Annotated in this window: 12 protein-coding genes; 5 read left to right on the top strand and 7 right to left on the bottom strand. The window is 42.3% G+C overall.

The genetic code is table 11. The features are described 5' to 3' along the window. The 3 genes from JMX96_RS11305 to JMX96_RS11295 form a co-directional block, all read right to left on the bottom strand. The coding region (locus tag JMX96_RS11305; protein WP_201569096.1) for a c-type cytochrome at nucleotides 1–553 on the bottom strand (553 nt) is incomplete at its 3' end. 194 nt (nucleotides 554–747) lie between these two features. Then, nucleotides 748–1026 carry a hypothetical protein gene (locus JMX96_RS11300; RefSeq protein WP_058025813.1) on the bottom strand — a complete coding sequence of 93 codons (279 nt, stop codon included), beginning with the start codon at nucleotides 1024–1026 and terminating at the stop codon, nucleotides 748–750. A gap of 177 nt (nucleotides 1027–1203) precedes the next feature. Further along, nucleotides 1204–1488 carry a hypothetical protein gene (locus JMX96_RS11295; protein ID WP_201569095.1) on the bottom strand — a complete coding sequence of 95 codons (285 nt, stop codon included), beginning with the start codon at nucleotides 1486–1488 and terminating at the stop codon, nucleotides 1204–1206. 408 nt (nucleotides 1489–1896) lie between these two features. Between JMX96_RS11295 and JMX96_RS11290 the strand changes: the two genes are divergently transcribed. From JMX96_RS11290 to JMX96_RS11280, 3 genes are all read left to right on the top strand, one after another. Then, nucleotides 1897–2619 carry a heavy metal response regulator transcription factor gene (locus tag JMX96_RS11290; protein ID WP_201569094.1) on the top strand — a complete coding sequence of 241 codons (723 nt, stop codon included), beginning with the start codon at nucleotides 1897–1899 and terminating at the stop codon, nucleotides 2617–2619. A 1-nt stretch (nucleotide 2620) separates the two neighbouring features. Beyond that, nucleotides 2621–4168, top strand: coding sequence for an ATP-binding protein (locus tag JMX96_RS11285; RefSeq protein WP_201569093.1), 1548 nt, complete (start codon nucleotides 2621–2623; stop codon nucleotides 4166–4168). 208 nt (nucleotides 4169–4376) lie between these two features. Beyond that, on the top strand, nucleotides 4377–5504 hold the full coding sequence (locus JMX96_RS11280; protein ID WP_201569092.1) for a M14-type cytosolic carboxypeptidase: 1128 nt from the start codon (nucleotides 4377–4379) through the stop codon (nucleotides 5502–5504). Between the two features lie 191 nt (nucleotides 5505–5695). On the opposite strand, the gene JMX96_RS11275 is transcribed toward JMX96_RS11280, so the two are convergent. The 4 genes from JMX96_RS11275 to JMX96_RS11260 all read right to left on the bottom strand — a co-directional run bounded on the left by JMX96_RS11275 (nucleotide 5696) and on the right by JMX96_RS11260 (nucleotide 10862). Next, nucleotides 5696–6127, bottom strand: a complete 432-nt coding sequence (locus JMX96_RS11275) for a DUF6789 family protein (protein ID WP_201569091.1) — start codon at nucleotides 6125–6127, stop codon at nucleotides 5696–5698. 422 nt (nucleotides 6128–6549) lie between these two features. Continuing rightward, nucleotides 6550–7980 (bottom strand): patatin-like phospholipase family protein, encoded by a 1431-nt coding sequence (locus JMX96_RS11270; RefSeq protein WP_201569090.1) that lies wholly within the window; start codon nucleotides 7978–7980, stop codon nucleotides 6550–6552. Between the two features lie 278 nt (nucleotides 7981–8258). Then, nucleotides 8259–9227, bottom strand: coding sequence for an EamA family transporter (locus JMX96_RS11265; protein ID WP_201569089.1), 969 nt, complete (start codon nucleotides 9225–9227; stop codon nucleotides 8259–8261). 255 nt (nucleotides 9228–9482) lie between these two features. After that, nucleotides 9483–10862, bottom strand: a complete 1380-nt coding sequence (locus JMX96_RS11260) for a PLP-dependent aminotransferase family protein (RefSeq protein ID WP_201569088.1) — start codon at nucleotides 10860–10862, stop codon at nucleotides 9483–9485. 265 nt (nucleotides 10863–11127) lie between these two features. Between JMX96_RS11260 and JMX96_RS11255 the strand changes: the two genes are divergently transcribed. Further along, nucleotides 11128–12309 (top strand): MFS transporter, encoded by a 1182-nt coding sequence (locus JMX96_RS11255; RefSeq protein ID WP_201569087.1) that lies wholly within the window; start codon nucleotides 11128–11130, stop codon nucleotides 12307–12309. A 273-nt stretch (nucleotides 12310–12582) separates the two neighbouring features. Then, nucleotides 12583–13800 (top strand): acetamidase/formamidase family protein, encoded by a 1218-nt coding sequence (locus tag JMX96_RS11250; protein WP_201569086.1) that lies wholly within the window; start codon nucleotides 12583–12585, stop codon nucleotides 13798–13800. Nucleotides 13801–13909: the final 109 nt, after the last annotated feature.

Raw genomic sequence — 13909 nt, 5'->3', positions numbered from 1 at the left:
CACCATCAAATGACATGCCCAACATATCATCGTCTATCCTAGTCGTTAGCATGGTGTACTGGTTTTCATTTAATTCAGGTAACGATCTGATAAAAGCGACCATTGCCCACATTCTATCATCATCGTGAGTAGCGCCCCAAGCGGGCATGCCAGACGCCATAATGCCATGTTTAATCGCCCAAAAGCTTTGTCTGGCACCGGCTTCGTTTTGATAGCGCTTAACGATATCCGCCTCGGTAAAATTAGGAGGCTTTGGATACATACCGCTACTTAAATCTGTGCTGTTGACGCCGGGAGACAAATGACAGCCTGCACACATATCTTTGTAATCTGCACCGCCCGAGCTGATCATTTCCGCCTTTTTTAAATTGGGAACCAAAATATTCTTACTGGCATGTTCAATTGAGCGTGTGCGAGCAGTTTCTAAAAAATCGTAAACCAGCGGACTATGAGCTCGATCAGCACCGATATTTATCATGCCACTAGTCACCGTAATAAAAATACCCACAATAGCGACAAAGACAGTAAAAAGTATTCCTAACAAGAACTTCATAGGTTTGTCCTAAAAATCCATTTTCTTTAATATCCCATTACTGCTTGATCAGCTTCTCTAACAATATAGTCAAGTCTATATAAATCCGCTACAGCGTCATCCTCGCTAAGCATACTAATGTATAACTTGCACTCGGTTTCCTTGTATCGAAATTATATTGAACTGACTATAGTGTTGAACTTATAAATTGATATTTAAGAGTCGCTATCGCTGCTCACACAGTGCTTTTGGTACATCGCTTTCATTTTGCTCATGTTAGCCATCATGGCTTTCATAGCAGGATCATTCATATCCATTTTGCTATGATCCATTTTTTGCATCATCTGCATATGCTTTTGCATTTTCTCACAGTTCATCTGGTCTTTTTCAGCATGCATTTTTGGGTCGTGTGCCAACGCAGAGGTTGAAACAACTAAGGCTATAGCAGTTGCTACGATTGATTTAGACAGTGGCATTGATTTGAATAATGACATGGTAAATCCTTATTTAAATTGGTATGTAGTCGAAAAGACTTTAAGATATTAAGTTACTTTAAAGCATACTTTAGTGATTCTGACAGAGAGATGACGGTAAGATTACAATTCTGTCATCTTACTATTTATGGTTTTTAATGTTGTCAGTAATCCTTTAGTATGACATCAGAGCTGATATCACTTATCGCTACCATATTTGTTGATGAAGTATTTTTCAGACTGTAGATGTTGATCTTTGTGTTCAATCTCACAAGCCACTCTCGCATCGATATAGCTTTTCATTTGTGAATTTGAGAGCTGAGCATCGTTATGATCCAAGTTTTTTGCAAACTCAGTCACAGCGTCGCAGTTGTTGATGATTGAAGTGCTTAGATCCGTCGTATGCGCATTGGCAGTGGTAGTACCGATAAGTACAGATACCGACAGCAGTACTGCTTTTTTGAATGAACCGTGAATTTTCATATAAAACCTCTTTTGTAAGTTGTTTACATTGATTACCGATAAAAATAATTCATCGTAGCTAGGGCGTGTCCTTATTTTAAAAATGGTGATAAAAATGAGATAAATTGCCGTCAAACGAGGAAAATAGTGCAGATAATATCGAGATATTGACCAACTATTTGACGATGTTTGGCAAAATTTAGCTGTTTTTAGCCCATTTAGAGACACTCGTTTGAATTGAGGACACGCCCTAAGTATTGGATAGTAGCTAAGTATTGAAACGAGCACCTATGTACCGTTTATATAGATTAGCAAAATAAAACTGACAGTCTGATTACGAGCACATGACATCTTTGTCAGCTACCAGTCAATGTTGTCACCTGTGCTGGTTAGAGCGTTAAACAATCATGACCGTATTGAGGAATTACCATGAAAGTACTGCTGGTAGAAGATGAATTGAAGCTTGGCGAGTATATAAAAAAAGGCTTAACCGAGGCTGGGTTTATCGTGGATCATCAGCTAACAGGATTAGACGGCTATCATGCATTGATGACGGAAGAATTTAGCGTGATATTGATGGATGTGATGCTACCTGACGTTAGTGGTTTTGAGCTGGTGCGTAATTACCGAGCGGCTGGCAAGCATACACCTGTGTTATTTCTAACCGCAAAAGATGACTTGAGTGACAAGATAAAGGGGATTGAGATTGGTGGTGATGATTATTTGACCAAACCTTTCGCCTTTGCAGAATTGATCGTCAGGATGAAAAGCTTATTACGACGTGCCAATCAAGCCGACTATCAAAGTACGATTATGCAAATAGCGGATCTCAAGATGGACATTGCCAAGCGCACGGTGCATAGAGGAGATAAGCCTATTAAGCTCACGGCAAAAGAGTTTTCCTTACTACAGTTTTTATTAGAGCGCCGCGGTGAAGTGCTTCCACGCTCAATCATCGCCTCCCAAGTATGGGATATGAACTTTGAAAATGATACCAATGTGATTGATGTGGCGATAAGGCGTCTTCGTATAAAAATAGACGATGATCATGACGAAAAGCTGATTCATACGGTGCGCGGGATGGGCTATCGGTTAGAAGCTGTCGATACAGCGCTTGATAGCAAACCATCTCACGAAGCTGGCAATGTCTAATATGAAATATAGGTTTGATAATCGGCGTTTGCCACTATTATGGCGTACTGTGCTATTGCTCACGATATTTGTTGTCATATCACAGGTTATTATTTATATATGGATACAGCGTTCTGTTAAAGGCCATTTTGAGCAAATGGACGCTGAGATTATGACCCATGCGGCTTTTAACTTACGTAAACGAGTGATAGAACCTAGTAGCCCTATAACTTCCCAAACCCTACCTAGCTCTCAATATTCATTAAATAGTCAACAGTCGCTAAGAGCGGCACCTGACGTAATGCCTGATGGAGATACTTTTACCACAGCGATATCAGATGAAGCTGATCATCAGCATTCTTCTTGGCTAGATTACGATCTAAAAACCATTATCGCTAATAAAGAAGGGCAGATACTGTCTAGTACCCCCAATAACTTTGCTCAAGAGCTAGGGGAAGGGTTTAATCTGTCATCACTGAAACAAGATAATGATAAGCAACAGTTTGTGATGAATATCAATAGTCGATACTATCGAGCAATGGTCATTGAAGACGACAAAATGCTCGCGCTTATCGCACTGCCTATAGATGTGCATCATCAGTATTTATTACAGTTCAATCGTCAGCTTAGTATGATTTTGTTCGCGATTACCTTGTTGCTCGTCTCAGTAGCGGCATTGGGTGTGTACTGGGGTTTTGCACCTTTGGCGACCATCGTCCAAAAAATGAAAACAATGAATCCTGACAGATTGGATGATAGAGTCACGGTCAGTGATATGCCGTTAGAGCTGCGACCATTAGCAGAATCTTACAACTCAATGATGGCCAAGCTTGAAAGTAATTTTGAATCATTGTCACGGTTTTCAGACAATATCGCCCATGAGCTGCGCACTCCAATAGCGACACTCAGCACGCAAACGCAAGTCATGTTAAATAAACCGAGAGCTGGCGATGAATACATTGAGCAGCTACACCATCAACATGACACGTTAGAGCAGCTATCGGCCATGATAAATAATATGCTGCTGCTGGCAAAAACCCAAAAAGGATTGAGTGACTCGCAAATCAGTTACGTGGATACGGACAGTTTAATCACCAAGCTCGTTGATTACTACGAAATGATTGCAGAAGACAGAGGTATCGCTATTGAAACCAAAGGTGAGTTCAGCACTGTCTTAGGAGATAAAAGTTTATTACAAAGGCTCTTTGCTAATCTGATATCGAACGCGATTTATTATGCTGCTCAAGATAGCGTTATAACCATTAGGGCAGATAGAGTAAACTCAGATAAGATGGTGGGCACAACAATAAGCAGTCTTCAACAATCAAAACAAGCTATTTTACGAATGACCGTCACCAACCGATTAGATGAGCCGTTGACACAAAGTGAGGCAGATAAGTTGTTTGAGCGCTTCTATCGACATCACAAAACAATAAATCGCCATACAGGAACAGGTTTGGGGCTATCTATCGTACAGTCTATCGTTGGGGCGCATAACGGTAACGTCAGTATTACTATAAAAGACGATGATTACTTTCAAGTGAGTGTCGAGTTATTGGCGGACGTTTAATCTTTTAGCAGTCAACGATAGATATTCAATCTGAATAGATAGATTTGGCAAGTGATTGCCTTGAAAATGAGCTGGTAATGACCAAGTAAATGTATATCTAATGCCCCATACAAAGTTAGAGATTATTAAAAGGCAATAGGTAAAATAGTAAGTCGATAACGAACATAATACTTAAAACACAATCATAAAAATCAATTAAGGAATAACTATGCATATCACGGCTAATTTTGATGCAGGCAACATTGATATTATTAATGCAGATGACAAAAAAGACATTCAATTAGCGATTCGTCCAGATGTTGGTGGCGAGTTTTTTCAATGGTTTAACTTTCGTCTATCAGGTCAAATAGGGGAGCAGTATGTTCTCAATATTCTGAATGCAGGAGAGGCGTCTTATCTAGAAGGTTGGGAGAACTACCAAGCGGTGGCTTCTTATGATCGTCAGCATTGGTTCCGTCTGCCAACGTCTTATAAAGATGGCAAATTGACCATCATGGTAGAGTTAGAGTGCGAAACCATTCAGATTGCGTATTTTGCGCCTTATAGCTATGAGCGTCATCAAGATTTATTGGCCGCTGTGCAAGTGCATCCGCTAGTGACGTTAGAGCATCTAGGCGAAACGCTTGATAAACGTGACTTGACCCTAGTCAAAATAGGTGACGGTGCTGCTCACAAGCGTAATATATGGATTACTGTTCGTCAGCACCCAGGTGAAACGATGGCTGAATGGCTGATCGAGGGTTTGTTGTATAGCTTGTTAGATAGCGATAATGCGACTGGCAAACAGTTACTAGACAAAGCAAACTTCTACATCGTTCCTAATATGAATCCCGACGGCAGCGTGCGCGGACACCTGCGTACTAACGCTGTCGGAACCAACCTAAACCGTGAATGGCAGAGTCCAAGCTTAGACAAAAGCCCTGAAGTATTTCATGTGATTAATAAAATGGAAGCGACGGGCGTGGATCTATTTTATGATGTGCATGGTGATGAAGCATTGCCATACGTATTCCTCGCTGGTTCACAAGGGACGCCAAGCTACAGTGACCGTCTTGCTGGACTACGTGATAAGTTTTCAGACGTATTAAAGTTAGCCAGTGCTGATTTTCAGTCTGAGATTGGCTATGAGATCGATGCACCAGGTGCTGCCAATATGACCGTTGCCACCAATTGGGTAGCAGAGCGTTTTGATTGCCTCGCTAATACGTTAGAGATGCCATTTAAAGACAATGATAATCTGCCCGATGAAGAGATGGGTTGGTCGCCAGAGCGTTCTATCAAATTAGGCGAAGCATCACTGGTAGCAATGCTAGCTGTCGTGGATGATTTACGATAATTATAGAAAAAAAGCTGCAGAAAATAAAAAGCTGCTAATGATGGCCAAGTGTTTTAGTGGTCATCGTTAGCAGCTTATTTCAAATACTTATAAAGGCACTTAAGTTTATATTTTTGATGTCATTTTCTAATGTTGATTTTTGATATCGAACTTCAATCAAACATTCTTATAGCTAATTGGTGTTCAAGTGTTTAGTGTGCGGCAACCAGCTTGGCATAAACTTTGCCCAATACTACACCAAATACGAGATGTAGCATAAGAGTGGCGATTGGAATCATAATGCCGCTTGGCATAGATAAACCAAATAAGCCATTGCCCATCATGGGCATAATAGCAATCATCATCATAAACCAACCAATTGCACCTACCATTGCGCCAGTCAGCGTAAAGTTCTTACTTCTATCCGTACCTGCTATCAATGCCATGACGATACCATAGCCGATCGATCCGACCATAAAATGAGCAATCCAAGCCATTACATGACTGCCACCCATCATCGATTCAAGCATCGCAATAATATCTAAATCAGGCATGAGGCCTATTGCACTTTTTAGCATGAGAAGTAGCGACATAACGATGGTCGCGATAAAAGCAGCTATTATTCCAGCCATATATTTGTTCATAGTAGTCATTCCTTCTTAAGGTTTGAATCGTTATTATTTTTTTGACGTTTTTAATTTTGGTGATTATCCAGTCGTAATACATTGGAGATAGACGGCCGCTTATATATACGGTAGGGATATTGAAGAATATGAGTAATCTTCAAGACTCTCGTGTACTACCTGCCAAGTATTAAAAACCCCAATATGTATCGTTTCTACGATAAAAGGTTTTGAACAGTCATTCAAGTAATTTTGAGTAATCGTTCAATATTACTTGTAACCACAAGCACGTTATGAATGTTCAGTTCGAATAGAAATGAGGCGGATATAGCAGGCAGAGATAGAGAAAAGCGATAAATATAGGCTGGCATGCTATCAGTCATGATGCTGCTAAGAAATTTTGACAGTCACGCATACTTGGTTATTGGCAAGCAAGATGACGGTTATTGAAGGGCATTGCGGAAATTTTGAAACTCTTTAGATTGTTCAAGTAAATCACTGCCCAAATAGCGTAGATCATCTACTTGTTCAGGTTGTAAATGAAAGGTGGTCGGCATGGCATCGAACTTTGCACGCTCTGTTTTATCTTTGACTTGATCAAAGGTCAATACGGAGAAATGCACTTCTACCTGAGGCGCACTTGCAGGTCGCTGAGCATTTACATGCTCTCCCCATTGTAAAAATTCTTTTTTGGCCAATGAGACAGTTTCGTTATTTAGTGTGCCTAGTGCGACTTCACTCGCCGCTGAAATGGTATCAAGAAAACTCGGGTCTTTATTTTCTACTGACCACTCATGCTCTGAATAGGTCTGAGCATTGGCTACAACGACCAGTACTTGTCTGACTTGGCGCAATTTCGCAGGACTGAAAGCGCCTGCCATGTTGGGCACATCACCATATTGGGTCACAGGACTCATCATTGAGCCGCGCACGCCAAGATTATCGGTTACCCCGCCATCTACCAAGCGCACTACTGGCATTCGATCTGGCTGCGAATACCTATCTAGTGCGCGAGCTATCGCATAACTACGCGGCAAATGACTGTCTTGATTTAGTGCGTCATTAACCCAGGGCTGCGAGCGCTGCGAACAATCAGAAAAGTTGTGTAGGGCAATAGGGGCAAAGATGCCAGGGACTGAGGAAGAGGCCATCACCGCATTGGCAACTGGGTAGCTTGATAAATCCGAACACAAAAAGTCGAACTGCTGCTGAGTAAATGAAAAAGTCATGGCGTTGTTTAAATCACTTGCATTTAGGATAACGTAAGGCAATTTTCCACGGCTCATATCAGCAAAGGTCTTTTGTTGAAATAGACTGTTGTCTAAGTTGTTAGCCACCAAATCCCCACGATTGTATTCAGAACTGCTCATCGCTATTAGGCTTTGCGGACGTATCGCAAGTCTAATCAGTCGTGATTGCCAGTCTTCATACAAGAATTCTGGAGCAAACTTCTCAAAAATGTCATCGCCAAATAGCCCATAATAAGCTGCCGTGTAGCTCCCGCCAGATACTGAAGAGATGACATCGACTTCATCTAATAGTCTGCGCTCTACGCCATTGATAGTTACTGGTGTATCACGTAGCTTTTCTAGCACCCCGTAGCTGAGTGCTGCTGCCCGTGTACCACCGCCAGAAAAGGCAAGTACAACAAAGACTTCGTCTGAGTTGTTTGGGAGGTTGTTATGAAAATCATAGCGAGCAGTGCTCTTCTCTACAATAGGCTTATTCCAGACTCGTTTTGCGCAACCAGTGAATAACAGCGAGATAACAATGATGATAAATAAAAAAAACGCAACGCATAATCGAGGTGAAACCATCAGTTTTGAGAGTTTCTGCAGCAGACGATCATAGTAAGTCGGTATGTCTATACGCATGCAAATCACCTCAAAGTTTGTAGACTACGGTGCGCTCTGTACTTTTTACTTGATAACAGAGCAAATCACGTCAGTTTTCGACTTCCATGTCGGTTGTGACTTAACACTTAAGGGCATTAAACTTAAGAGCAGGGGCCACCTTCTAAATATGACGTATATAAAACAAAGCTAATATAGATTGATTTCTTACTAGTGTGAGTCACGGTGGGCAATTTAATTACTATGAATAAACCTTAACTGGACGGTAATAGCGAGTCAAGATAAAACTGAGTAACCATTCAAATAGCCCTTCTTTTCATTTTCACATTTGCTAATAACAGTCCTGATAAGATCAACATCATGGCCAGCATTTTCCACCACGTCACTACTTCTCCTGTGAGTAGTACTGAGGTCACCATACCGAATACGGGCACCAATAGTGCAAACGGCATAACCTTGGAGGCGGTATTTTGACTGAGTAAGTGTGCCCACAGGCCAAAGCCAATTAAGGTTGAGATATAGACGATAAACCCAAGTGAGAGCCAAGACTTGAGTGATGCTTCAGTAAACGTCGCCAGCTGCCATGCATCAGTCTCAAATATAAGAGAAGATATCGTCAACATCACGCAAGCAATGAGACCGCCCCAGACTACCAGTGCTAACGCAGACAAAGCAGAGGCTTTATTTTTTCCAGTGCTAGATGTGGCAACAGATACCCCTGTTCCTTGCTGCATCGCTTTTAGAGCCGTTTGCTCTGACGCTTTTTCTGAGGCCTGTTTTGATGCTTGCTTGGAGGCAATATTACCAAAGCTCCAACCGATGGCCGCAATCAAAATACAGATGAACCCTGCCAAAGGCATATCACCGCCAAGGTTTAACGCAATCACGCTGAGTCCTAGTACACCGACCAACATACCGACGATTTGCATACGGCTGACTGCTTCACCCAATATAAAGTACGCTAGCAATACCGTGATAAAAATCTGAATTTGTAGCAGTAGTGCCGTCAGCCCCGGGGATGAACCCAGATGCATCGCTGTAAATACAAAGGCGTACTGCATGACAAATGTACCGATGGCATAAATAAACAAGGTACGGTTGAATTTAGGTGGCTTTAGAAACAAGACCAGTGGCACAGCAGTAAAGAAAAAACGCAGGGCGGTAAGCATCAATGGTGGAAAGCTCTCAAGACCCCACGCAATAAAAGTAAAATTTACGCCCCAGATAAAGGTAACCAGTACAGCCAATGCAGTATATATAGGGGACATATGAGCTATCCTAGAGAAATAGTATCCGTTGTCGGGGATGGTTGGATTTAATCGTGTTCGGCTTATGTTTGGCTGATATTTAGGCTTAGAATTATAGTCGAAAGGTCACTATATAATAAGAAGGTGCTAGCACTATAGCCGATTCAATTTAAAAGTAGTACAAGGCAACCGAGTGTAGATGTACATGTGATACTTCAAGCGAGTTTAACGCTGTAATACTTTTACAGTGGAATGACTATATAAGTCTCTGATTGGTCAGTCTAACGATTGAGCCAATACCTCGAAAACTTTTGAATGACTCATTTGTGCCACATTGAATCGCATAAAGTTTTCAGCATTGTCCGATTGGCTAAAAACATTGCCTGGCGCCAAGACCACACCCTGTGATAAACAGCGATTGGCCAATTCGGTCGCATTATTATTCTCAGGTAATCGGCACCATAGGAACATACCTGCTTGTGGGAGCAGCCACGGTACGATGCCTAATTTGGCCAATCGTGGTAGCGTATGAGTACGCGCGCTTGCCAGCCGAGTATGGATATCATTCATATGCTTACGGTAGCCGCTATCAGTCAGTGCTGAGAAAACAACAGCTGCCGCCAACTGACTGCCACCAAAGCCAGTCGCTATCTTTAAATCTACCAAGCTCTCAACCCATTCTATAGGCGCTGCAATATAACCACAGCGTAGGGATGCGGATAACGTTTTAGAAAAACTGCCGATATAGAATACTCGTGATAATCCATCTAAAGCCGCCAATCTCGCCGCAGGCTTGACTTCAAAATCTGCAAAAATATCGTCTTCGATAATGTACAAACCAGCCGCTTGAGCCAATTGTAATACACGGTATGCCGTAGCAGGTGATAACGTTGCGCCCGTAGGATTATGAATGGCAGCATTGGTGATGTACAGGCGCGGCTTATGCTCATCTAAAATCGCTGCAAAGGCCTTTACATCTGGCCCATTTGGCGTATAAGGGACGCCAACTACTTTGACCCGATGGGCAAGCAGCTGTGCTCGAAAGTTAAAATAGCAAGGATCATCGACGACAACCGTATCACCTGGTGTCAGCAAAAATCGAAAAATCAAATCTATCGCTTGAGTGCCCGAATCCGTCAATATGACCTGTGACGGTTCTGCATTGATACTCAATCCTGCCATACGCCGCGTGAGTAATTGGCGTAATGCTAACAGTCCTAGCGGCGTTGCATACTCACTAATAATAGACGCGTCAGCTTTTGCTACATTTCGCAGACCACGGCGTATACCTGCCTCAAACAGCCAATCCGCTGGTAACCAACCGCAGCCTGGCTTTAGTGCACCATCAGGTGGCTCAAGCGACTGCCGCGATACCCACAATGGATCTACCACTCGATCAATTTTTGGTGCTATATCTGTCAATGATAGAGGCGCTGTCGTCTCTGCCACATAGAACCCTGCACCAGGACGGGAGTAAATAATGCCCTCAGTTTGCAGGCGCTCGTAGGCTTCAACCACGGTAGATGGCGAGAACCCATAATCTTTGGCAGCGGCACGGACGGAGGGTAGTCGCGACTCTGGCATGTAGATAACGGTCGCTATTTTCTCTTTTACGTCAGCCATGACAACTTCGATGCGTGTTAGCTTCTTATTCATATTTTTTACAGTTTTTGGTAGGGCGAATTTTGTGAAGGCTTTATCTTAAGGTTATAGCTATGACGATATATGGATAGGATATCCGAACTGTATGGGTTTTATAGACCAAACAGTTCTGTCTAATTGTACTGTATTGTATATAGATAACCTACTGTGCTTTTGTTTTAATTATTGAACGTAAACGATGTAGAGGTAGATGTGTTTCTATTGTGAAACGCACTTACCTCAGTCAATTCAACGATTATTCTTCAAAAAGCAGCGATATATGACCACGAAAAAATATAATAAATATTTGGCCTTTGCCTTATGCGTGATAACGACAAGCGTCAATATCCAAGGGCCGCTTTATGCCGTTTACGCACACAATGATGGCTATGGCGTACTAGCAACTACGATAGCGTTTTCCTTTTATGTATTAGGCGTCATACCTGTATTGTTAGCTTTTGGTGGATTGTCTGATCGTATCGGACGGCGCAAGGTGATTTTAATCTCTTTGGCACTATCGGTAGCAGCGACGGCTCTTATGTTATTTTATCCGTACACGCGAGCGTTAGCAGTAGCACGATTCATACTTGGTGTGGGAACGGCTCTAATGGCTGCTACGGCGACTGCCTATATGATTGAGCTGCTTGGCTCATCAGATACGATGCGTGCGACAGCGTGGGTGACAGCCAGTACAACGATAGGTTTTGGTCTTGGCCCTGTATTGACGACGGTTTCTTTGATGTTTTATGAAACCGATCAGCCAGCCAGTTTTTTCTTACTGCTAGCGAGCGGGCTGCTCGCTATGTTTTTGTTATATCAATTACCAGAGACGGCACCTAAACGCACTAATTTGCCCACCTCTATGCTACGGCTACCTTATTTTAACCGTGAGGTCATCTGGTATGGCAGCGGTATTTTGATTTGTTGGGCGACGACAGGATTGGTATTGTCAGTTATTCCCTCAGTACTCGCCACGCATGGACTCGCTAAATATGCAGGGATATCCTCTATGTTAGCCATCAGTTGTGGATTGATCGTTCAGCCAATCGCCCGAAAGCTTGACCCTCAAGTTTCAAGCAAGCTTGGTCTTCTGATCTTACTACCAGCTTATGCTTTATTGGCTTGGGGAACGTTGAATGCCAACCTACCAGTGATTCTTTTGGCGGCATTTTTGGCCAGTACGAGTTGCTATGGCTTTGTCTATTTGGGCGGTATGTTAGGAGTCGCAAAATCTGCTGGAAATGAGCAGGCACGTGCGAGTGCAGGCTATTTTCTGATGGCATATATAGGGTTTAGTGTCCCCGTCATCTTTACTGGTTTGATTGTGGATCGGTATGGTGCTGCTACTGCGTTCTACGCCTTTGGTGTGTTTTCCTTAGTTGGTGTGATTGTCTTATTTGCCAGTCAACCTATATTGAGAATTGGATGTCGTTCGAACGCCAATTTGCATAGCGTGTCTTAAAATAAGATTGATAATGCAGTTTTCTATTCATTATCTTTTCATTTAATATTTTTTAATTCAATACCTTTTAATTTAATACCTCTGCATGCAATATCTATGCTCTAAAACAATGCTCTTTTTATGCTGAGGCACCACGATAAAGCAAACAATTGTATCAATATAGTGCTTTTATCCCTAACTTTAGTAGAAAACACCGTTTTGCCCATGGCATAGAACTTGCCCTTATACAGGTATGACAATATTGTCATGTTTTAACTAAAGAGGGTATGTTCTATGTTCAAAAAAACCATTCTTTCACTGTTTATTCTAAGCGCGTTTGGTATATCAGTATCCCAAGCAGAAGACTTTACGGTTCTTAAGCAAATAGCAGATAAACCTACTCAGTTGAGTAGTGGTGAATACAAAGGCAATTACTATGTACCTTCTACTTTAGACACCATAACATGGGGATATTTGCCCAACAGAGACGCCAGCCCCGTTATGTCTGTTACCTCTGGTAGTGTGGTGACTTTTGATACCGTCTCACACGAAGGTCTGCTCGAAGATCAGGGCCGTGATGCAGCAAAATACTTTAAGTCAAAAGGGGTCAAAGACGACTTTATTTTAGATGAAGCAAAAACAATAACAAAATCAAAATTAAAACATGACTTTGATAAAGATGGTCCACATATCGTGACAGGCCCTATCGAAATCAAAGGGGCGCAACCAGGCGACATCCTAAAAGTAGAAGTCATCAACGTTGAGCCGCGCGTGCCGTATGGTGTCATCTCTAACCGCCATGGCAAAGGCGCATTGGCAGGCGAGTTTCCCAAAAAAGCAAAACAAGACAACGCGTCTGCCGCTCACCCTGAGCGCTACGGCAATGTCTCCGTATTTACGCCTATCGAAAAAAATGCCAAAGGTGAATACGAAGGTATTCTAAAAACAGATTCTGGTAAGTCTATACGTTTTCCACTTAGTCCATTTATGGGTCTAATGGGTGTCGCAGCAAACACCTCAGAGCGAGTACATTCAGTTCCACCTGCGATGTATGGCGGCAATATTGATATCAACGAATTGGGTGCAGGGGCAACGGTTTATTATCCGGTACAAGTGGCAGGTGCACTGTTTTATACAGGTGACAGTCACTTTGCCCAAGGCGATGGCGAGGTTGCATTGACTGCCCTTGAAGCGTCTGCTCGCGCCACTTTTAAATTTACATTGCTAAAAGCAGGTAAGGATAAGATTCCGGGTAAAGAGATTGTGCAACCGTTGGCAGAGAATGCTGAATTTTGGATCACGCCAGGGCTAGATGAAGATTTGGATGAGGCGATGAAGAAGTCTACTCGTGAAGCGATTCGTTTCTTAAATCAAGAGTATGGCATTGATGAGGCAATCGCTTATGCTTACCTAAGTGCAGCGACAGATTTTGAAGTATCGCAAGTCGTGGATAAGACCAAAGGTATTCACGCCAAAATTCGTAAAGCAGATTTCAAAGAGTTTGAAAAATAGTACAAATTAACGATCTCAACTTCAGAAAAAAAGTCCTTTATACTGATATAAAGGACTTTTTTACATTCATTATATTGGTTTAAAAAAGGTGAATGTCACTAGAGACACA

Origin of the sequence: Psychrobacter sp. JCM 18900, from assembly GCF_904846625.1 — a bacterium.
Classification (GTDB): domain Bacteria; phylum Pseudomonadota; class Gammaproteobacteria; order Pseudomonadales; family Moraxellaceae; genus Psychrobacter.
This window is presented reverse-complemented; position numbering and strand designations above follow the sequence as displayed.